This window comes from Oceanisphaera sp. (genome assembly GCF_052084945.1).
GTDB lineage: Bacteria > Pseudomonadota > Gammaproteobacteria > Enterobacterales > Aeromonadaceae > Oceanimonas.
In genome coordinates, this window is sequence record NZ_JBQDEX010000015.1 from 1 (window position 1) to 19497 (window position 19497).

Annotated in this window: 32 protein-coding genes; all 32 read right to left on the minus strand. The window is 48.0% G+C overall.

The features are described 5' to 3' along the window. Nucleotides 1–182: 182 nt before the first annotated feature. The 32 genes from rplQ to argB all read right to left on the minus strand — a co-directional run bounded on the left by rplQ (nucleotide 183) and on the right by argB (nucleotide 19491). A complete protein-coding gene (gene rplQ / locus ACTHY5_RS02585) occupies nucleotides 183–569 on the minus strand; it encodes a 50S ribosomal protein L17 (RefSeq protein WP_208005709.1) in 387 nt (128 codons plus the stop codon). 44 nt (nucleotides 570–613) lie between these two features. After that, entirely contained in the window at nucleotides 614–1603 is a 990-nt protein-coding gene (locus ACTHY5_RS02590; RefSeq protein ID WP_441875970.1) for a DNA-directed RNA polymerase subunit alpha, read from the minus strand. Between the two features lie 25 nt (nucleotides 1604–1628). After that, nucleotides 1629–2249 carry a 30S ribosomal protein S4 gene (gene rpsD, locus ACTHY5_RS02595; protein WP_441875973.1) on the minus strand — a complete coding sequence of 207 codons (621 nt, stop codon included), beginning with the start codon at nucleotides 2247–2249 and terminating at the stop codon, nucleotides 1629–1631. Nucleotides 2250–2279: 30 nt separating this feature from the next. Then, the gene (gene rpsK / locus ACTHY5_RS02600) at nucleotides 2280–2672 is read right to left on the minus strand and encodes a 30S ribosomal protein S11 (protein WP_208005712.1); all 393 of its coding nucleotides are present in this window, start codon (nucleotides 2670–2672) and stop codon (nucleotides 2280–2282) included. A 14-nt stretch (nucleotides 2673–2686) separates the two neighbouring features. Then, nucleotides 2687–3043, minus strand: coding sequence for a 30S ribosomal protein S13 (gene rpsM, locus ACTHY5_RS02605; RefSeq protein WP_208005713.1), 357 nt, complete (start codon nucleotides 3041–3043; stop codon nucleotides 2687–2689). Between the two features lie 140 nt (nucleotides 3044–3183). Beyond that, nucleotides 3184–3297 (minus strand): 50S ribosomal protein L36, encoded by a 114-nt coding sequence (rpmJ, locus tag ACTHY5_RS02610; RefSeq protein WP_086964549.1) that lies wholly within the window; start codon nucleotides 3295–3297, stop codon nucleotides 3184–3186. A gap of 26 nt (nucleotides 3298–3323) precedes the next feature. Beyond that, on the minus strand, nucleotides 3324–4655 hold the full coding sequence (gene secY / locus ACTHY5_RS02615; RefSeq protein ID WP_441875976.1) for a preprotein translocase subunit SecY: 1332 nt from the start codon (nucleotides 4653–4655) through the stop codon (nucleotides 3324–3326). Between the two features lie 8 nt (nucleotides 4656–4663). Further along, on the minus strand, nucleotides 4664–5098 hold the full coding sequence (gene rplO, locus ACTHY5_RS02620; protein ID WP_208005716.1) for a 50S ribosomal protein L15: 435 nt from the start codon (nucleotides 5096–5098) through the stop codon (nucleotides 4664–4666). Between the two features lie 4 nt (nucleotides 5099–5102). Continuing rightward, nucleotides 5103–5285: a 50S ribosomal protein L30 gene (rpmD, locus tag ACTHY5_RS02625; protein WP_208005717.1), complete on the minus strand. Its 183-nt coding sequence runs from the start codon at nucleotides 5283–5285 to the stop codon at nucleotides 5103–5105. Nucleotides 5286–5292: 7 nt separating this feature from the next. Then, nucleotides 5293–5793, minus strand: a complete 501-nt coding sequence (gene rpsE / locus ACTHY5_RS02630) for a 30S ribosomal protein S5 (RefSeq protein ID WP_208005718.1) — start codon at nucleotides 5791–5793, stop codon at nucleotides 5293–5295. Nucleotides 5794–5807: 14 nt separating this feature from the next. Beyond that, the gene (gene rplR / locus ACTHY5_RS02635; RefSeq protein WP_441875979.1) at nucleotides 5808–6161 is read right to left on the minus strand and encodes a 50S ribosomal protein L18; all 354 of its coding nucleotides are present in this window, start codon (nucleotides 6159–6161) and stop codon (nucleotides 5808–5810) included. Nucleotides 6162–6170: 9 nt separating this feature from the next. Beyond that, nucleotides 6171–6704 carry a 50S ribosomal protein L6 gene (gene rplF / locus ACTHY5_RS02640; protein ID WP_208005720.1) on the minus strand — a complete coding sequence of 178 codons (534 nt, stop codon included), beginning with the start codon at nucleotides 6702–6704 and terminating at the stop codon, nucleotides 6171–6173. Nucleotides 6705–6713: 9 nt separating this feature from the next. Beyond that, the gene (gene rpsH, locus ACTHY5_RS02645) at nucleotides 6714–7106 is read right to left on the minus strand and encodes a 30S ribosomal protein S8 (RefSeq protein ID WP_441875982.1); all 393 of its coding nucleotides are present in this window, start codon (nucleotides 7104–7106) and stop codon (nucleotides 6714–6716) included. 22 nt (nucleotides 7107–7128) lie between these two features. After that, nucleotides 7129–7434, minus strand: coding sequence for a 30S ribosomal protein S14 (gene rpsN, locus ACTHY5_RS02650; protein ID WP_441875985.1), 306 nt, complete (start codon nucleotides 7432–7434; stop codon nucleotides 7129–7131). Between the two features lie 10 nt (nucleotides 7435–7444). Further along, nucleotides 7445–7984, minus strand: coding sequence for a 50S ribosomal protein L5 (rplE, locus tag ACTHY5_RS02655; RefSeq protein ID WP_441875988.1), 540 nt, complete (start codon nucleotides 7982–7984; stop codon nucleotides 7445–7447). A 14-nt stretch (nucleotides 7985–7998) separates the two neighbouring features. Next, nucleotides 7999–8316: a 50S ribosomal protein L24 gene (rplX, locus tag ACTHY5_RS02660; protein ID WP_208005724.1), complete on the minus strand. Its 318-nt coding sequence runs from the start codon at nucleotides 8314–8316 to the stop codon at nucleotides 7999–8001. Nucleotides 8317–8326: 10 nt separating this feature from the next. After that, a complete protein-coding gene (gene rplN, locus ACTHY5_RS02665; RefSeq protein ID WP_208005725.1) occupies nucleotides 8327–8695 on the minus strand; it encodes a 50S ribosomal protein L14 in 369 nt (122 codons plus the stop codon). Nucleotides 8696–8859: 164 nt separating this feature from the next. Further along, nucleotides 8860–9120 carry a 30S ribosomal protein S17 gene (rpsQ, locus tag ACTHY5_RS02670; RefSeq protein ID WP_208005726.1) on the minus strand — a complete coding sequence of 87 codons (261 nt, stop codon included), beginning with the start codon at nucleotides 9118–9120 and terminating at the stop codon, nucleotides 8860–8862. A gap of 1 nt (nucleotide 9121) precedes the next feature. Further along, nucleotides 9122–9313, minus strand: coding sequence for a 50S ribosomal protein L29 (gene rpmC / locus ACTHY5_RS02675; RefSeq protein WP_441875991.1), 192 nt, complete (start codon nucleotides 9311–9313; stop codon nucleotides 9122–9124). Beyond that, nucleotides 9313–9726: a 50S ribosomal protein L16 gene (rplP, locus tag ACTHY5_RS02680; protein ID WP_208005728.1), complete on the minus strand. Its 414-nt coding sequence runs from the start codon at nucleotides 9724–9726 to the stop codon at nucleotides 9313–9315. Before rplP ends, rpmC begins: the two co-directional genes overlap by 1 nt. Nucleotides 9727–9738: 12 nt before the next feature. After that, nucleotides 9739–10428, minus strand: coding sequence for a 30S ribosomal protein S3 (rpsC, locus tag ACTHY5_RS02685; RefSeq protein WP_441875994.1), 690 nt, complete (start codon nucleotides 10426–10428; stop codon nucleotides 9739–9741). Between the two features lie 18 nt (nucleotides 10429–10446). Further along, nucleotides 10447–10779 carry a 50S ribosomal protein L22 gene (gene rplV / locus ACTHY5_RS02690; protein ID WP_441875997.1) on the minus strand — a complete coding sequence of 111 codons (333 nt, stop codon included), beginning with the start codon at nucleotides 10777–10779 and terminating at the stop codon, nucleotides 10447–10449. Between the two features lie 10 nt (nucleotides 10780–10789). Further along, a complete protein-coding gene (gene rpsS / locus ACTHY5_RS02695; protein WP_086964532.1) occupies nucleotides 10790–11068 on the minus strand; it encodes a 30S ribosomal protein S19 in 279 nt (92 codons plus the stop codon). 21 nt (nucleotides 11069–11089) lie between these two features. Beyond that, nucleotides 11090–11914: a 50S ribosomal protein L2 gene (rplB, locus tag ACTHY5_RS02700; protein WP_441876000.1), complete on the minus strand. Its 825-nt coding sequence runs from the start codon at nucleotides 11912–11914 to the stop codon at nucleotides 11090–11092. Between the two features lie 17 nt (nucleotides 11915–11931). Further along, the gene (gene rplW / locus ACTHY5_RS02705; protein ID WP_441876003.1) at nucleotides 11932–12234 is read right to left on the minus strand and encodes a 50S ribosomal protein L23; all 303 of its coding nucleotides are present in this window, start codon (nucleotides 12232–12234) and stop codon (nucleotides 11932–11934) included. Then, on the minus strand, nucleotides 12231–12836 hold the full coding sequence (gene rplD / locus ACTHY5_RS02710) for a 50S ribosomal protein L4 (RefSeq protein ID WP_208005733.1): 606 nt from the start codon (nucleotides 12834–12836) through the stop codon (nucleotides 12231–12233). Before rplD ends, rplW begins: the two co-directional genes overlap by 4 nt. Nucleotides 12837–12853: 17 nt before the next feature. After that, entirely contained in the window at nucleotides 12854–13492 is a 639-nt protein-coding gene (rplC, locus tag ACTHY5_RS02715; protein ID WP_441876006.1) for a 50S ribosomal protein L3, read from the minus strand. Between the two features lie 18 nt (nucleotides 13493–13510). Beyond that, nucleotides 13511–13822: a 30S ribosomal protein S10 gene (gene rpsJ, locus ACTHY5_RS02720; protein ID WP_104487277.1), complete on the minus strand. Its 312-nt coding sequence runs from the start codon at nucleotides 13820–13822 to the stop codon at nucleotides 13511–13513. 468 nt (nucleotides 13823–14290) lie between these two features. Continuing rightward, nucleotides 14291–16165, minus strand: coding sequence for an argininosuccinate lyase (gene argH, locus ACTHY5_RS02725; RefSeq protein WP_441876009.1), 1875 nt, complete (start codon nucleotides 16163–16165; stop codon nucleotides 14291–14293). Between the two features lie 365 nt (nucleotides 16166–16530). Next, the gene (locus ACTHY5_RS02730) at nucleotides 16531–17742 is read right to left on the minus strand and encodes an argininosuccinate synthase (RefSeq protein WP_441876012.1); all 1212 of its coding nucleotides are present in this window, start codon (nucleotides 17740–17742) and stop codon (nucleotides 16531–16533) included. Next, on the minus strand, nucleotides 17742–18659 hold the full coding sequence (locus ACTHY5_RS02735) for an ornithine carbamoyltransferase (RefSeq protein ID WP_441876015.1): 918 nt from the start codon (nucleotides 18657–18659) through the stop codon (nucleotides 17742–17744). The genes ACTHY5_RS02730 and ACTHY5_RS02735 overlap by 1 nt, the downstream gene beginning before the upstream one ends. Nucleotides 18660–18702: 43 nt before the next feature. Further along, nucleotides 18703–19491, minus strand: coding sequence for an acetylglutamate kinase (argB, locus tag ACTHY5_RS02740; RefSeq protein WP_441876018.1), 789 nt, complete (start codon nucleotides 19489–19491; stop codon nucleotides 18703–18705). Between the last annotated feature and the right edge of the window lie 6 nt (nucleotides 19492–19497).

Sequence of the window (19497 nt, forward strand, 5' to 3'; positions counted from 1 at the left end):
CAGCTGAAGCAGCACCTACAGAAGTAATAAATAGTAAGACGATAATTGGCAGGGTGTTCGAATATGTCATTCGACTATATAAGAAGGGATATATTTAAGAGTTTAAGGCGTAAGACAGTATGAAGGGGGGGATTCTCTAAATGACAGGCAAGAAAAAGCCGGGCGAACCCGGCTTTGTATGCTTACTCTTCAGTAGCTGCTTCTGCTTCAAGATCACGACCTACCAGCTCAATATAAGCCATAGGTGCGTTATCTCCAGCACGGAAACCACACTTCAGGATGCGGGTGTATCCACCCGGACGCTCCTGGTAGCGAGGTCCCAAATCGTTGAACAGAATACCCACTACTTCGCTATCGCGAGTACGGGCAAATGCTAAACGACGGTTAGCGACTGTGTCGCTTTTAGCCAATGTGATCAAAGGCTCAACTACGCGACGTAGTTCTTTGGCCTTGGGTAAAGTCGTCTTAATAACTGCATGACGAACCAAGGAGCTAGCCATGTTGCGGAACATTGCCTGACGGTGGCTGCTGTTCCGGTTAAGTTGACGACCACTCTTGCGATGGCGCATGACCTAATCCTTCCTAACTAAATCTGTAAAACCCGTGACCCGGCTTATTCATCAGCGATGCTGGCTGGCGGCCAATTCTCTAGGCGCATGCCTAAAGATAAACCACGAGACGCCAACACGTCTTTAATCTCAGTTAGAGATTTCTTACCCAGGTTAGGAGTCTTCAACAACTCAACCTCGGTACGCTGTACCAGATCACCAATGTAGTGGATCGCTTCAGCCTTTAGACAGTTCGCTGAACGAACTGTCAGTTCCAGATCGTCGACAGGACGCAGCAGTATCGGATCGAACTCAGGCTTGTCTTCTTTCTCTTCTGGTTCACTTACGTCACGTAAATCAACGAAGGCTTCTAGCTGCTCAGCCATAATAGTGGCTGCGCGACGGATAGCTTCTTCGGGGTCTAACGTGCCGTTAGTCTCCATGTCGATAACCAGCTTATCTAAATCGGTACGCTGTTCAACACGGGCCGCATCAACATTATAAGCGATACGAACCACTGGGCTATAAGCTGCATCTAGCAATAAACGACCAATTGGGCGCTCGTCGTCTTCAGTGTGAGCACGAGCAGAAGCAGGTATATAGCCTCGGCCGCGCTGTACTTTCAAACGCATGCTGATGTCAGAATCATCGCCCGTCAGATGACAGATAACGTGCTCTGGGTTAACAATCTCAACTTCATCACCATGGGTGATGTCGCCTGCTGTTACGGGACCTGCACCAGTTTTGGTCAAGGTAAGGGTGACTTCATCCTTGCCTTCCAGCTTAACAGCAACTTCTTTAAGATTAAGTAAGATTTCCAGAATGTCTTCCTGAACACCTTCCTTGCTGCTGTACTCGTGCAGTACACCGTCGACTTCGACTTCAGTAATCGCACAACCCGGCATGGATGAAAGCAGTATACGACGTAGCGTATTACCCAATGTATGACCAAAGCCACGCTCTAGCGGCTCGAGAGTCACCTTGGCATGAGTCGGGCTGATTTGTTCGATATCAACCAGACGCGGCTTAAGAAAATCTGTTACAGAACCCTGCATTGTGTCCTCTCTCTAGAAGCTAGCTTTACTTAGAGTAAAGCTCGACGATCAGCTGTTCGTTGATTTCGGCAGACAGGTCGCTACGCTCAGGCAGACGCTTGTATACGCCTTGCATGTTTGTAACGTCAACTTCTACCCAAGTCGGCTTTTCACGTTGACCGGAAACCTCAAGAGCGGCTTTGATCCGGGCTTGTTTCTTCGCCTTCTCGCGAATGCTGATAACATCCTCGGGAGAAACTTGGAAGGAAGGAATGTTTACAACCTTACCGTTAACCAGAATCGCCTTGTGGCTGATCAACTGGCGTGATTCGGCACGTGTAGAGCCAAAACCAATGCGGTAAACAACGTTGTCCAGACGACCTTCCAGCAGCTGCAACAGGTTCGCACCGGTATTGCCTTTCAAGCGAGCAGCTTCTTTATAATAATTACGGAATTGCTTTTCTAGTACGCCATACATACGACGAACTTTTTGCTTTTCACGTAGCTGTACACCATAGTCAGACAGACGGCTCTTACGAGCACCATGTTGACCGGGTGCAGTATCAATTTTACATTTAGAATCTATCGCACGAACACCTGACTTTAAGAAAAGGTCAGTTCCCTCGCGACGACTCAGTTTGAGCTTGGGGCCCAGATATCTTGCCATGTTCTTTCTCCAACTATCCTACAAGAAGTGTTATACGCGACGCTTCTTAGGAGGACGACAACCGTTGTGCGGAATCGGAGTCACATCCGTAATGTTGGTGATGCGGAATCCCGCAGCATTCAACGAACGAATTGATGACTCACGGCCCGGACCCGGACCTTTCACCATTACTTCTAGGTTTTTAACACCGTATTCTTTTGCAACTTCACCAGCACGTTCTGCAGCTACCTGAGCGGCGAACGGGGTTGACTTGCGCGAACCACGGAAACCTGAACCACCTGCAGTTGCCCAAGAAAGAGCGTTACCCTGACGGTCAGTAATCGTTACTATGGTGTTGTTGAAAGATGCATGAACGTGGGCAATCCCATCGCTCACCTGCTTTTTGACGCGCTTACGCGTACTACGAGCCGGAGTTTTAGCCATAATCTACCTTCCCGTTATCTCTTGATCGGTTTACGAGGACCCTTGCGCGTACGCGCATTGGTCTTAGTGCGCTGACCACGGAGGGGTAGGCTGCGACGATGGCGCAATCCTCGGTTACAACCCAGGTCCATCAGACGCTTGATATTCATCGAGATTTCACGACGTAAATCGCCTTCTACAATGAACTTGGCTACTTGCTCACGCAGGGTTTCTACCTGAGCTTCATCCAATTCTTTAATCTTCACATTCTCAGCGATACCGGCTTGTGCACAAATGATTTGTGAGCGGGTACGGCCTATGCCATAAATCGCAGTTAACGCAATAACTGCATGCTTATGGTCAGGAATGTTAATGCCAGCGATACGGGCCACTATGCACTCCTACAAAGTAATTAATATTTTAGCCATTGCAAAGCCCGTAAAGGATACACAACGACTGTACAGACACCCTACAAGGGAGGGTGGCTACTTTAGCCACCTCGCCTTTAAATTACAAGTTAAACCGTAACTTTTTAGCCTTGACGTTGTTTATGTCTTGGCTCGGTGCAAAGAACACGTACTACGCCGTGGCGTTTAACGATCTTGCAGTTACGGCAAATTGCCTTAACGGAAGCGCGAACTTTCATTGCTTAACTCCGTAAATAACCGAATCTTAGCGGTTGTAGCCTTTCAGATTCGCTTTTTTCATTACATCGCCATACTGATGAGACATCATGTGGGTTTGCACCTGAGCCATGAAATCCATGATGACGACCACAATAATTAACAGCGAGGTACCACCAAAGTAAAACTGGACGTTCCAAGCTGTCATCAAGAACTGTGGCACTAAGCAGACAAAGGTAATATACAAAGCACCAACCAAGGTTAGGCGAGTCATTATCTTATCTATATAGCGCGCTGTCTGTTCACCCGGACGTATGCCAGGAATGAACGCACCACTCTTCTTCAAGTTATCTGCCGTTTCGCGTGGGTTAAATACCAACGCAGTATAGAAGAAACAAAAGAAGATGATGGCAGTAGCATACAGCAGTACGTATAGCGGCTGGCCTGGTTGCAGAGCAAGAGAAACCTCTTGTAGTGCATTAGCAAACCACCCTTCACCCTGACCGAACCATGAGGCTACAGTACCAGGGAAAAGAATAATACTGGATGCGAAAATTGCCGGAATAACCCCCGCCATATTCACTTTCAAGGGCAGGTGTGTACTTTGTGCTGCAAATACCTGACGGCCTTGTTGACGTTTGGCATAGTTCACCACAATGCGGCGCTGACCACGTTCAACAAATACCACGAAGTACGTCACTGCAAACACAATCACGGCCAGTAGCAACAGCAACAGTACGTGCAATTCCCCCTGACGCGCCTGCTCTGCCGTGGCACCAATGGCCGATGGCAGACCAGCAACAATACCCACGAAGATGATCAACGAGATACCGTTGCCAATGCCTCGTTCGGTTACTTGCTCACCTAACCACATTAAAAACATGGTACCGGTAACCAAGCTCACTACGGCTGTAAAATAGAACGCCAAACCTGCGTTAACCACAAGCCCGGGCATCATATTTGGTAAGCCAGTAGCAATACCGATGGCCTGGATGGTGCCGAGTACGAGTGTGCCATACCGGGTATACTGACTGATCTTTCGACGGCCAGATTCACCTTCTTTCTTTAGCTCTGCTAAAGCCGGGTGAACCACAGTCAGTAACTGGATAATAATGGACGCAGAAATATACGGCATTATCCCCAGCGCCAGTATAGACGCTCGTTCCAGAGCACCACCACTGAACATATTAAACATTTCAATAATGGTGCCCTGCTGTTGTTTAAACAACTCGGCAAGTACGGCGGCGTCAATTCCAGGAATCGGCACATAGGAGCCGGCGCGAAAGACAACAATCGCGATTAGAACGAAGAGTAAACGACTCTTCAATTCACCCAGCCCACCCTGTGCGCTTTTAGTTTCTGATCCTGGTTTCTTGGCCATAGTACTTTTTATTCCTCGATTTTACCGCCGGCAGTCTCGATGGCTGCGCGTGCACCTTTGGTGACGCCCAAACCAACCACAGTCACTTCACGGTCAATGCTGCCAGACAGAACCACTTTGGCAAACTGGATATTCTTGGTAACCAAGCCAGCTTGTTTCAGTGTATTCAAATCAACAACATTACCTTCAACTTTAGCCAGCTCGCTCAAACGGATTTCAGCAGTAACTAGGCCTTTGCGCGAAGTAAAACCAAACTTCGGCAAACGCTGTTTCAAAGGCATTTGACCGCCTTCAAAACCGTTACGTACCTTACCGCCAGAACGCGATTTCTGACCTTTGTGGCCGCGGCCACCGGTTTTACCCACGCCTGAGCCTATACCACGACCAATGCGCTTAGCGCTTGGCTTGGAACCGGCGGCTGGGGATAGAGTATTCAAACGCATGCGATTACTCCTCAACCTTTACCATATAGTAAACCTGGTTGATCATACCACGTACACAGGCTGTATCTTCCAGCTCTACGGTGTGACCAATGCGACGTAACCCTAAGCCACGCAACGTTGCCTTATGCTTAGGCAAACGACCGATAGCGCTGCGAGTCTGTGTTACTTGTACAGTCTTGTTAGCCATTGGTGAATTACCCCAGAATTTCGTCAACGCTTAGACCACGCTTAGCGGCGATTTGTTCTGGCGACTTCATTTGAGCCAGAGCACCGATAGTAGCGCGAACTACGTTGTTTGGGTTGGTAGAACCGTACGTTTTAGCCAGTACGTTATGAACACCAGCAACTTCTAACACAGCGCGCATAGCACCGCCGGCAATAATACCGGTACCGTCAGAAGCAGGCATCATAAATACGTTTGAACCAGAGTGACGACCTTTTACCGGGTGGAATAAGGTGCCATTGTTCAGGCCAACTGTACGCATGTTACGACGAGCCTGTTCCATTGCTTTTTGAATAGCAGCAGGAACTTCACGGGCTTTACCGTAACCGAATCCGATGCGACCGTTACCATCGCCTACCACTGTCAATGCAGTGAAGGAAAAGATACGACCACCTTTTACAACTTTTGAAACACGGTTAACTGCAATAAGCTTTTCTTGCAGATCGCCGGCTTGAGCTTCGACTTTTGCCATTTTCGACTCCACCTTTAGAACTGAAGACCAGCTTCACGTGCAGCGCTTGCTAATGCAGCAACGCGACCGTGATATTGGAAACCGGAACGGTCAAAAGCAACTGCTGTTACGCCTTTTTCAATAGCGCGTTCAGCAATAGTTTTACCAATGACTGCTGCGGCATCTTTATTGCCAGTTGATTTCACCTGTTCACGCAGTGCTTTTTCTACGGTAGACGCAGAAGCCAACACGGCTGAACTACCTGGTGCAATAACCTGGGCATAAATGTGACGCGGAGTACGGTGAACAACAAGGCGTGTCGCACCCAGTTCCAGCATCTTGGCACGTGCTTTAGTAGCACGGCGGATACGAGCTGATTTTTTGAGCATAGTGTTACCTTACTTCTTCTTGGCCTCTTTACTGCGCACTTGCTCGCCGAAATAGCGAACACCTTTGCCTTTGTAAGGCTCTGGCTTGCGGTACGCACGAATATTGGCAGCGACCTGACCGATCTGCTGTTTGTCAGCTGACTTAAGAACAATCTCAGTAGCAGTCGGACATTCAGCTGATACGCCTTCAGGAAGCGCATACTCAACCGGGTGAGAGAAACCCAGAGACAAAGCAATAGTATTGCCTTTAATCTGGGCGCGATAGCCAACACCAACCAGCTGAAGCTTGCGCTCAAAGCCTTCGGTAACACCGACAACCATGTTATTGACCAAAGAACGGGCAGTACCCGCTTGGGCATCAGCATTTGCCATATCTTCACGAGGGGCAAATGTCAGCACGTTATCATTCTGGCTGATTTCAACGGCAGCGTTAACAGTACGGTTTAAGGTACCTTTGCCACCCTTGACAGTAACTTCCTGACCATTCAACGTCACTTCTACGCCAGCAGGAATGTTGATAGGTGCCTTTGCAATACGGGACATATCGACTCCTTAAGCTACGTAGCAGATGATCTCACCGCCCATACCGGCTTTACGCGCGGCACGGTCAGTCATTACACCTTTAGACGTGGAAATGATAGCTACACCCATGCCTGCCATTACTTTAGGCAGTGCGTCATGCTTCTTATAGATGCGTAGACTTGGGCGGCTAACACGTTGGATTAGTTCAACTACAGCTTCACCATCGAAGTACTTCAATGTTACTTCTAGCTCAGGCTTAGTGTCACCAACCACATTATAGTCAGCAATATAACCTTCTTCTTTTAGTACTTGGGCAATTGCCTTTTTTACTTTAGAAGAAGGCATGGTCACAGCCACTTTACTGGCTGCTTGACCGTTGCGGATGCGGGTTAGCATATCCGCGATCGGATCTTGCATGCTCATTCTGTATTACTCCCGTGTTCGCTTACCAAGAAGCCTTCTTGAGGCCTGGAACTTCACCCTTCATCATCAGCTCACGCACTTTAATGCGGCTCAGACCAAACTTACGCAAGAAACCATGCGGACGGCCTGTGATGTTACAGCGGTTACGCTGACGAGAGGGACTTGCGTCACGGGGCAATTGCTGCAGCTTAAGCACGGCATCCCAACGGTCTTCATCAGAAGATTTCACGTCAGAAATTATTGTTTTCAGTGCTTGGCGCTTAGCTGAATATTTATCAGCAAGCTTTGCGCGCTTGACTTCGCGAGCTTTCATTGATTTTTTTGCCATAACCCTACCCTTACTTGCGGAATGGGAAGTTAAAGGCAGCCAGTAGAGCACGCCCTTCTTCGTCTGAGTCAGCAGATGTAGTAATGGTAATATCCATACCACGTACACGATCTACTTTGTCATAATCGATTTCAGGAAAGATGATTTGCTCTTTCACACCCATCGAGTAGTTACCACGACCGTCGAACGATTTATTGTTCAGGCCACGGAAATCTCGAATACGAGGGATTGAAATAGAAATCAAACGCTCCAGAAATTCCCACATACGCTCGCCGCGTAGAGTTACTTTACAACCAATTGGGTAGCCTTCACGGATCTTAAAGCCAGCAACGGATTTGCGAGCGAGTGTTACTAATGGCTTTTGACCAGAAATGGCAGCCATATCGGCAGCAGCATTATCTAAGATCTTTTTATCAGCCAAAGCTTCACCCACACCCATGTTCAGGGTGATTTTCTCAATCCGAGGGACTTGCATGATAGACTTATACCCGAACTGACTCATCAGCTCTTTTACTACAGTTTCTTTGTAGTAACCATGCAGTTTCGCCATCGTATAAACTCCAATTACTTCACAAGTTCGCCGGTAGACTTGAAGAAACGAACTTTTTTGTCGTCTTCAAACCGGAAACCAACGCGATCAGCTTTGCCAGTGGCAGAGTTGAACAGCGCTACATTTGATACGTCGAGAGGTGCTTCCTGCTCAATAATACCGCCCGCTTGGCCCAGTTGTGGGTTTGGCTTCTGGTGTTTCTTGTTTAGGTTAATACCTGCGACTACTACTTTACCAGCTTCAACTAGGACTTTAGTGACTTTGCCACGCTTGCCTTTGTCTTTGCCAGTAAGAATGATGACTTCATCATCACGACGGATTTTAGCTGCCATCGTTGACTCCTTACAGTACTTCAGGTGCCAGTGAAACAATCTTCATGAACTTGTCATTACGAAGCTCACGCGTCACAGGCCCAAAAATACGAGTTCCGATCGGCTGTTGATTGCTATTTAAAATCACGGCCGCGTTGCGGTCGAAACGGATGACAGAGCCGTCCGGACGACGAACGCCTTTCCGAGTGCGTACGACCACCGCGTCAATTACATCACCTTTTTTTACTTTACCGCGAGGAATTGCTTCCTTAACAGTAACTTTGATGATGTCGCCGATTCCGGCGTAGCGGCGGTGCGAGCCACCCAGGACCTTAATACACATTACGCTACGCGCGCCAGAGTTGTCGGCCACGTCCAGCATACTTTGCATTTGGATCATGTTAGTGCTCCGCTAAAGTGATTACTTTATTAAAACCCTTTCGGGATATTGGCTGCCCTTTGAAGGCGCGGCATTATAGCACTGCCAAATCTCAAAAAGAAAGCATAAAAAACAAACGGCCCTAAATAAGAGCCGTTTGACCAAATAAAATTATCTAAACAACCTTAGGCTTTAACCGGGCGTTCGATAATTTTAACAAGTGTCCAAGACTTAGTCTTAGACAGTGGACGGCATTCGCGAACAGTCACGACGTCGCCACTTTTACATTCATTGTTTTCATCATGCACGTGCAGCTTAGTAGTGCGCTTCATGTACTTCCCATAAATTGGGTGTTTCACGAAACGGTTGATAGCTACAGTGATGGACTTGTCCATCTTGTCGCTAACTACACTGCCCTGCAGAGTTCGAACGTTAGTTTCGCTCATCTTACGCCCCTGCCTTTTGGTTCAAAACAGTTTTTACACGTGCGATATCGCGACGTACAGCTTTAATGTTGTGAGTCTGTTCCAGCTGACCTGTGCTTGCTTGAATGCGCATTTTAAATTGCGCCTGTAGTAAGTCCAGCAGTTCCTGGTTCAGTTCTTCAACACTTTTTTCACGCAGATCTTTAGCTTTCATCACATCACCGTCCGAGTTACGAAAGTGGTCCTAACTGGCAATTTAGCAGCTGCCAGTGCAAAGGCTTCACGAGCCAGAGCCTCAGGTACACCGTCCATCTCATACAGAACACGACCTGGCTGGATCTGGGCTACCCAATATTCCACGTTACCTTTACCTTTACCCATACGAACTTCTAAGGGCTTTTCAGTAATAGGTTTGTCTGGGAATATACGGATCCAGATTTTACCTTGACGTTTAACGTGACGAGTCATAGCACGTCGTGCCGCTTCAATCTGGCGAGCAGTAATACGTCCGCGCGTAGTCGCCTTAAGACCAAAGGTACCGAAAGAAATCAGGTTACCAGTGGTTGCCACGCCGCGGTTGCGGCCTTTGTGGACTTTGCGGAATTTCGTACGTTTTGGTTGCAACATTTCCGAGTCTCCTTACTTACCGCGGCCTTTGCGCTTTGGCTTGGATGGAGCTGGCTCTTCAACGACTGGTAGGCCGCCTAGAACTTCACCTTTAAATATCCAAACCTTTACGCCGATGATGCCGTAAGTGGTCATAGCTTCAGAAGTTGCATAATCGATGTCGGCACGCAGGGTGTGCAATGGCACACGACCTTCACGGTACCATTCGGTACGCGCGATTTCTGCGCCGCCTAGACGACCGCTAACTTCTACCTTAATGCCCTTAGAGCCGATACGCATCGCATTTTGTACCGCGCGCTTCATAGCACGACGGAACATAACACGGCGCTCTAACTGAGAAGCGATTGAATCCGCAACCAGCTTGGCATCTAGCTCAGGTTTACGCACTTCGGAAATGTTGATCTGGGCAGGAACGCCAGCCAATTTGGCTACGTGCTTGCGCAGTTTTTCAACGTCTTCGCCTTTCTTACCAATAACTACGCCTGGACGAGCGGTGTGAATTGTCACGCGAACACTCTTTGCAGGGCGCTCGATAACAATACGTGATACCGACGCGTTTTTCAGTTCCTTATTCAGGTACTGACGAACTTCGAAGTCGCTGTGTAAAAAACCAGCGAAGTCTTCAGAACTCGCAAACCAGGTCGAGTTAAAAGGCTTGGTAATCCCTAAACGGATACCATTTGGGTGTACTTTCTGGCCCATTGCTTATCTCCTAGCCTCTTAGCGGTCGGACACAACCACAGTGATGTGGCTGGTACGCTTCATGATACGGTCCGCGCTGCCTTTGGCTCGTGGACGAATACGCTTCATGGTAGGACCTTCGTCAACGAAGATCTTAGCCACTGTCAGCTCATCGATGTCCGCACCTTCATTGTGCTCGGCATTGGCAATGGCAGATTCAAGTACTTTCTTAACCAAAACGGCAGATTTCTTTGGGCTGAACGTTAAAATGTTCAGTGCCTTGTCTACGCTTAGACCTCGAACTTGATCGGCTACCAAGCGCGCCTTCTGGGCAGAAGTGCGAGCAAAGCGGTGTTTAGCTATAGCTTCCATCTGTTACCCCTTAACGCTTCTTGGCCTTCTTATCAGCGACGTGGCCGCGATAAGTACGAGTCGGTGCAAATTCGCCTAACTTGTGACCGATCATTTCTTCAGAAACGAATACGGGCACATGTTGGCGACCATTATGGACAGCGATGGTCAAACCGATCATGTTCGGAATGATCATTGAACGACGGGACCAAGTCTTAATTGGTTTCTTTTCCCCGCTTTCCACCGCTTTCTCTACCTTCTTCAGCAAGTGCAGGTCTATAAATGGACCTTTCTTGAGAGAACGTGGCATGGCGATACCTCTAAAAAACGATTACTTGTTACGATGACGTACTATTAATGTTTCAGTACGCTTGTTTTTACGTGTCTTACCACCCTTAGTCGGCTTACCCCAAGGGGTAACCGGGTGACGACCGCCAGAACTGCGACCTTCACCACCACCGTGTGGGTGATCAATTGGGTTCATCGCCACACCACGGGTCTGAGGACGAACACCACGCCAGCGCGAAGCACCAGCTTTACCCAGTTGACGCAGCATATGCTCTGAGTTACCTACTTCACCCAAGGTTGCGCGGCACTCAGACAGTACTTTACGTACTTCACCTGAACGCAAACGCAGGGTAACGTAGTTGCCTTCACGCGCCAAAATTTGGGCGTAGGCACCAGCAGAACGTGCAATTTGCGCGCCCTTACCTGGCTTCATTTCAATAGCATGCACTGTGCTACCTACTGGGATGTTGCGCATCGGCAAGCAGTTACCTGCTTTAATCGGTGCGGCATCACCAGACATGATTTGGTCGCCAGCATGAACACCTTTAGGTGCCAAGATGTAACGACGCTCACCATCGGCAAACAACAATAGGGCAATGTTAGCAGAACGGTTAGGATCATACTCTAAACGCTCAACTTTAGCCGGTACACCGTCTTTGTTGCGTTTAAAGTCAACTAAACGGTAATGCTGCTTGTGACCACCGCCAATGTGACGAGAGGTCGTACGACCGTGGTTATTCCGTCCACCAGACTTGGATTGTTTCTCCAGTAGGGCTTCGAACGGCTTACCTTTGTACAGTTCCGGGTTGCTGATCTGAACTACATGACGGCGACCCGGAGAAGTAGGCTTACATTTTACAACTGCCATTTGAATTGCTCCTCTTCTTACTCGGCACCGCCGATGAAGTCGATGTCTTGACCTTCTTTCAAGGTCACGTAGGCTTTCTTCCAATCGGAACGACGGCCATTGCGGTTACCGGTGCGTTTGGTTTTACCCTTCACCACTAACGTGCAAACATCTTTAACTTCAACTTCGAACAGCTTCTCGACCGCAGCTTTAACTTCAGCTTTTGTAGCGTCCGTAGCCACTTTAAAAACGATAGTATTCGTTTTTTCAGCAACTAGGGTGCTTTTTTCAGAGACATGCGGCGCCTTCAGAACTTTTAAAATACGCTCTTCACGGATCATGCCAGCATCTCCTCGATTTGCTTAACTGCGTCGGCAGTTACCAATACCTTGTCGAACGCGATCAAAGAAACCGGGTCGATACCGTTCACGTCACGCACGTCAACCTTGTACAGGTTACGAGCAGCAAGGAACAAGTTTTCGTCCACTTCAGCAGTTACGATCAGAACATCGTTCAGATCCCATTGCTTCAGCTTGGTTAGCAGTTCTTTAGTTTTAGGTGCTTCAACACCGAACTTCTCAACCACGATCAAACGCTCTTGACGTACCAGCTCAGACAGAATGCTTCTGATTGCGCCGCGGTACATCTTCTTGTTAACTTTTTGGCTGTGATCTTGCGGCTTAGCTGCAAACGTCACACCACCACCGCGCCATATTGGCGAACGGATGGTACCGGCACGGGCGCGGCCAGTGCCTTTTTGACGCCACGGCTTTTTGCCGCCGCCAGACACTTCGGAACGTGTCTTCTGAGCACGAGTACCTTGACGAGCACCAGCGGCATAGGCTACTACAACCTGATGCACTAATGCTTCGTTGAACTCACGCCCGAAGGTAGTTTCGGAAACTTCAAGAGCGGCTTGCGCGTCTTTCATTACCAATTCCATTACTATCTCCTCAGACGTTACGCTTTAACGGCAGGTTTAACGATCACATTGCCGTTAGTCGCACCCGGTACTGCACCTTTAATGAGCAGTAGGTTACGATCAACATCAACACGAACCACTTCTAGGTTTTGCGTAGTAACACGCTCTGCACCCATGTGTCCGGCCATTTTCTTGCCTTTGAACACTTTACCTGGTGATTGGTTTTGACCAATCGAACCCGGTACACGGTGTGACAACGAGTTACCATGGGTAGCGTCTTGCATGCTGAAGTTCCAGCGCTTAACAGTACCTGCAAAACCTTTACCTTTAGAAGTACCGGTAACGTCTACTTTTTTAACATCGTTGAAGATGTCAACATTGAGCTGAGCACCCACTTCGATGCCTTCGCCTTCACCTGAACCCAGGCGGAATTCCCACAGACCGCGGCCCGCTTCTACACCCGCTTTAGCGAAAATACCCGCTTGAGCTTTAGTAGTGCGAATCGCTTTCTTAGTGCCAGTTGTCACCTGAACAGCTTGATAGCCGTCCGTTTCCAGTGTTTTCACCTGGGTAACACGGTTGGCATCTACTTCGATAACGGTGACTGGGATTGATACCCCGTCTTCGGTGAAGACACGGGTCATACCCAGCTTACGACCTACTAGACCGATTGCCATTGATAAACCTCTCCGTTATTAGCCCAAGCTGATCTGGACATCGACACCAGCGGCCAGGTCAAGACGCATTAGAGCATCAACTGTTTTATCAGTTGGCTCAACAATGTCGACTAGGCGCTTGTGAGTACGAATTTCATACTGATCACGTGCATCTTTGTTCACGTGTGGAGATGTCAGTACAGTGTAACGCTCTTTGCGTGTAGGCAGTGGAATAGGACCACGAACCTGGGCGCCAGTGCGTTTGGCAGTTTCTACGATCTCCGCAGTAGACTGGTCGATCAGACGGTGATCGAAGGCCTTGAGGCGGATACGAATTCTTTGGTTCTGCATTACCAGAGCTCCAATTGGATAAAGAACATAAATTACACCGCCTGCTCTTTCAGATGAAAAAGGGGGTGTAATTTAACAACGATGCCACCCAAATCGGGGGCTTGTGTGGTTAGACGCTATAAAGCCGGCTAACAGAGCCTTATCGGCTCGCTTGAATGTACCAAGCGAGCGCTATTATACTTATCTGAAGCCGACACGCAAGCTTATATGAGTTATTTTTCACCGGTTTCTTTAGGCCTGAGAGGAAGTAACTATAAGGTCGAATTTATTCGACCGTTTTTAAGGGTGCTATGGTTTTTGGTCGAATGAATTCGACCAAAACGCCCAAGACGGCTCTTTGTTTTTTTAGACTATATAGCAGGCAAAAAAATACCGGGCAAGCCCGGTATGTTCACTGCTTATCTTTAGCTGACCGTTTACGGCTGCCCGTGGAGCCACCTGTAACCTAAAGCGTAAGACGTAGCGCTTCTAACGTTCAGTTTTGCGTAAGCTCGCTTTATCTTTTAAGACAATTTCTAATGCCACCTCATCACAGGCATGTTGACGAGGACACATATCGCAGTCTTTCATCACTTTTTCAGGCAGTAATGATTTACTGGTCAAACTAAAACCTTGCTTGATAAAGAACTCTGGCACGCGAGTCAGTACAAACACCTTATCAATCGACATATCTTCGGCTTTTTGTAGCACTTTATCGACTAAGGCACTGCCTTGACCCTGGTTTTGAAAACCGGGCTCTACGCCCAATGAGCGTACTTCGGCAAGACCGGTGTCATACACATACAAAGAGGCACACCCACTCACTTGGCCTTGCACCTCAGTCACGGCAAACTCCCCTACCGCTTTAACTAAATCTTTACGATCTCGCGGTAGATTTTCGCCGATGTTTGCCCAGTAGTTAACTAAACGCTCTATGGCGTCTAAATCAGTTAAGCGAGCACTGCGCACCGCAATACCTGAACTATCGCGCTTGGTCAGCCGGCGCTCTGCACTGGTCAGTGCAAACTCTACCTGATCCGGCGCCACGCCCCCCAGAGCACAGCGGCTAGCCAAGCTCGATTCTAATGACAACTTACCAAATACGTCATCTTCAATCAGCGGACTAAACGCTTTAAAATCGCTTAATGGCAAATCTTCCATTGGCAATTTTTTGGCAATAGCATGTACCACTATCTCGCCAACAATATGATGCGCTTCACGAAATGGCACGCCCTTATTAACTAAATAGTCGGCCATTTCGGTGGCGTTAGAGTAGCCGCCTTGTGCTGCTTCACGGGTTTTCTCTTCATTAAGCTTAATGTCGTGCAGCACCATTTCAGCCATTTCTAAACAATCATGCCAAGTATCAAGGGCATCAAACAAGCCTTCTTTATCTTCTTGCATGTCTTTGTTATAGGCTAACGGTAGCGCTTTAAGGGTCATCATCATACCGGCATAGGCACCAAATACCCGACCGGTTTTACCACGGATAAGTTCTAGTGCATCGGGGTTTTTCTTTTGCGGCATTAAGGACGAACCCGAGGTAACACGGTCTGATAACTCTAAAAATCCAGACTCACCAGAGTTATAGAAAATTAAATCTTCGGCAAAGCGCGACAAGTGCATCATCGAATTAACTGCACAGTTCATTAGTTCTAATACATGGTCGCGATCCGACACTGAGTCTAAACTATTACGAGTCGGTGACGAAAAGCCCAAAGAGTGAGCTAATTCGTGACGGTTAACCGCAAAGCCAGTCCCTGCCAATGCACCGCTGCCCAACGGACAAGTATCCATGCGCTTTTGTGCATCTTGCAAACGGGTAAAGTCTCGCTCTAACATTTCTACATAGGCTAAACACCAGTGCGCAAAGGTGACAGGTTGCGCGCGCTGTAAATGAGTGTAACCAGGCAAAACGGTATGTTGTTGCTGACGAGCCACCACAGCGAGTTGCTTTTGTAGTTCATCAATTTTTTGTAGCAAAGGAGGTACTTGTTGCTTACACCACAATTTAAGATCGGTGGCCACTTGGTCGTTACGACTACGTCCAGTGTGTAGCTTTTTACCTAAATCACCCACCACACTGATCAGATGGCCTTCAACCCAAGAATGAATATCTTCGGCATCGGATTGCAAAATCTGGCTGGGATCTTCCATCACCTTTAATTTAAGGTCATTCAGTGCCAGTTCAATTTTTTGCTGCTCATCTGTTGTTAATACTCCCGCTTTGCATAAGGCATTAGACCAGGCGATAGAGCCGACTATGTCTTGCTCTGCCAAGCGGTAATCGAAACGCAGTGAATCATTAAACTGCTGAAATTTGGCATCTGCCGCCTGACTAAAACGCCCACCCCAAAGTGCCATAACTGCTGTACTCCTAAACGACATTGCTAAATTGTTATGAAAGCCAAACCTCATAAACGGGCAGGCTGATAATTATATGAAAAGCACGAAAACAAAGCTGTAAGCTGAAAATACAGCACTAAGCCATCAGCTTTAAGCAGTCAGTTAAAGAAAACATCCAAACCAATCGATCTCTTTGAGGCCGCGCTACGGTTTTTGGTCCAATAAATTGGGCCCTACAAAAAGACTCGAACCCATCGTAGGGTCGAATTCATTCGACCGATTTTGTAGAGTTTATGTTTTTTCTTTAACTTACAGCTGATAGCTGTCCCTTAAAGCTGATAGCTTAAAAAAGGGGCTTTAAGCCCCTTTGATATTTGTGACGCTTACTTTTTAAGGTTGTTTAGTGCCTTAATACGACTGGCCAATGAATACAAACGAATAAAACCTTCAGCATGGCTTTGGTCGTAAACTTCATCTTCACCAAAAGTGGCGAACTCTTCTGAGTACAGGCTGTTAGGCGATGACTTTTGAATCGCCGTTACTTGACCTTTGTACATCTTAAGCACCACTTCACCAGATACGTCTTCAGCAATGGCATCAGCAGATGCAATCAGCGCTTTGCACAAAGGTGTAAACCAGCGGCCGTCATAGACTAAGTGAGAAAACTCAGCGCCCACTTGCTCACGCCAGGCGCGAGTGGGTTTATCTAATACCAACTCTTCAACGGCACGCAACGCGGCCATCATCACAGTACCACCTGGGGTTTCGTAGCAACCGCGAGACTTCATACCCACCAAACGGTTCTCTACAATATCTACCCGGCCCACGCCGTGTTTGGCAGCACGTTCGTTAAGATTAGTGAGCACCTCAAATGGGCTTAACTGCTTGCCATCAACGGCAACAATGCGGCCTTGCTCTATGGTTAGCGATAACGTTTCAGCTTTATCAGGCGCTTGCTCTGGTGAAACAGTCCAAGTCCAAGCTTGCTCTGAAGGTTCGTTCCAGGTGCTTTCTAACTCACCGCCTTCGGTAGAAATATGCCACGCATTCGCATCACGAGAATAAATCTTAGTGGCGCTAGCGGTGGTTTCAATATTGCGCTCAGCCAAGTAATCCAGCAAGTCTTCACGACTGCGCATGTCCCAGATACGCCAAGGCGCAATAATAGCAATTTGTGGCGCAATAGCGGCAATGGCACCTTCAAAACGCACTTGGTCGTTACCTTTACCGGTACAACCGTGAGCAATGGCCTCGGCACCTTCTGCTAATGCAGCTTCAGCCATGGCTTTTGCAATAATCGGGCGCGCCATTGAAGTACCTAACAAATAAGTACCTTCGTAAATCGCACCGGTTTTTAGGGTTGGGTAAACATAGTCGTTAACAAATTCGTCTTTTAAATCTGCCACTATGCACTTCACTGCACCAGACGCTAGCGCCTTTTCTTCAATGCCTTCTAGCTCTTCATCACCTTGGCCCACATCACCAACGAAGGCGATAATTTCACAGCCTTCATAGTTTTCTTTCAACCATGGAATGATAGCAGAAGTGTCTAAACCGCCTGAGTAGGCCAGCAGAATTTTTTTAAATTGGCTCATTAGTGCATATCCCTGTTAATCAATGTCAGCAGCACGGCATTTTGCACATGCATGCGATTTTCAGCTTGGTCAAGAATAAAGGAGGACGGGCCATCCATTACCTCAGACGTTATTTCCAGTTCACGGTGCGCAGGCTGGCAATGTAATACCTGCTTAGCACCTGTGTTGTCGAGCATTTTTTGATTGATCTGATAGGGCATAAACAGCTCAGCAACTTGCTCGAGCGGAGTCTCATCACCCATAGATACCCAAGTATCAGTATAAAGCACGTCTACGTTAGTTAGCCCTGCTAGGCTATCCGCCACCTGTACTTTACCGCCACTGATGGCAGCCAGCGCTTCAGCTTCTTTTAATATTTGCGCATCAACATTGCGGCCACGAGGACAAACCGAGGTGACAGTAGCACCTAAAATAGCGCCAGCGAGCAACAATGAGTTAGTCACATTATTACCATCACCTAAATACACCAAGTGTACCTTACTCAAATCATCATGCTGCTCAGCAATGGTCATATAATCCGCCAGTGCCTGACAGGGATGATACAGGTTACACAAGGAGTTGATCACCGGAACGGTAGCGTGCTCTGTTAATTCTACCAAGGTTTTATGCTCAAACACGCGAGCGACTATGGCATCGGACCAACGCGAGAGATTAGCAGCAAAGTCCTTTACTGTTTCACGACTGCCCATAGCCCCATTTTGGCTGTCTAAGTAAACCGCATGGCCGCCTAAACGATTAATGCCAATATCGAAGGTAACGCGGGTGCGCAATGAGGGTTTTTCATAAAGCGTAATCACACTTTTGCCTTTGAGCGCATCGGCATATTTAGCAGGATTGGCTTTAAGATCCATGGCCAAGTTCAGAATTTGTTCAATTTGCTGCTTGCTGTAATCTTTTAAGCTTAATAAATTCTGCATCTTCTCTCCTTTGTGTGAGTTTGGTCCGGTATCAAATAGGGGCTTAGTGTGAAATCCGAGTTCCAAACTCCGACTCACCCGACAGCAGCGATAATAATTGTTCAGGGTTACGCCAGCTGCCCACAGCAACCGGCTTGCCTAATTTTTTAGTGGCTTGCAAAGCCGCTTTTACTTTAACGGCCATGCCGTCGGTGATCACCCCTTGGGCCATTAGCTCTAGGGCGCGCTTTTCAGTTAGCTGATTAATTAGCGCACGCTCACCATCAAGAATACCACTCACATCAGACAGCATCACTAAGTCTGCGTTAAGCACTTCGGCAATGGCGGTGCCCGCTTGGTCAGCGTTAACGTTCATCAACTGGCCGTCATGGGTAATCCCAATAGAGCTGACTATTGGCAAGAAGCCACCGCTCAACAAACTGCTGACTAAGCTTGCATCGCCGCCTTCTATTTGTCCTACCGAGCCCAACTCAGGGTCTAGCTGGCTCACGCGGCATAAACCACCATCGCCCAGGCACAAACCGACACTGCTAATATTGTGCACAATGGCCTGCGCCAGCAACAATTTATTGGCCGTACCCGCTAAGGCACCGGTAATCACCCCAATATGTTCTGCCGGCGTCACACGTAAGCCATTTTTTTTCGTTGAAGTTAAGCCCATGGCACCTAGCTGATTATCAACCAGCACCCCCCCGCCGTGTACTAATACCAGTGGGCGCTTTATTTCATCCATAAAGGTCTTTAATGTCGCAAATAACGCCGCTAAATCATGGTTGCTTTCTAGTAGCGTGCCACCAAGCTTAATCACCAGCGGGGTTTGTTGAGTCGTCATTCTTGC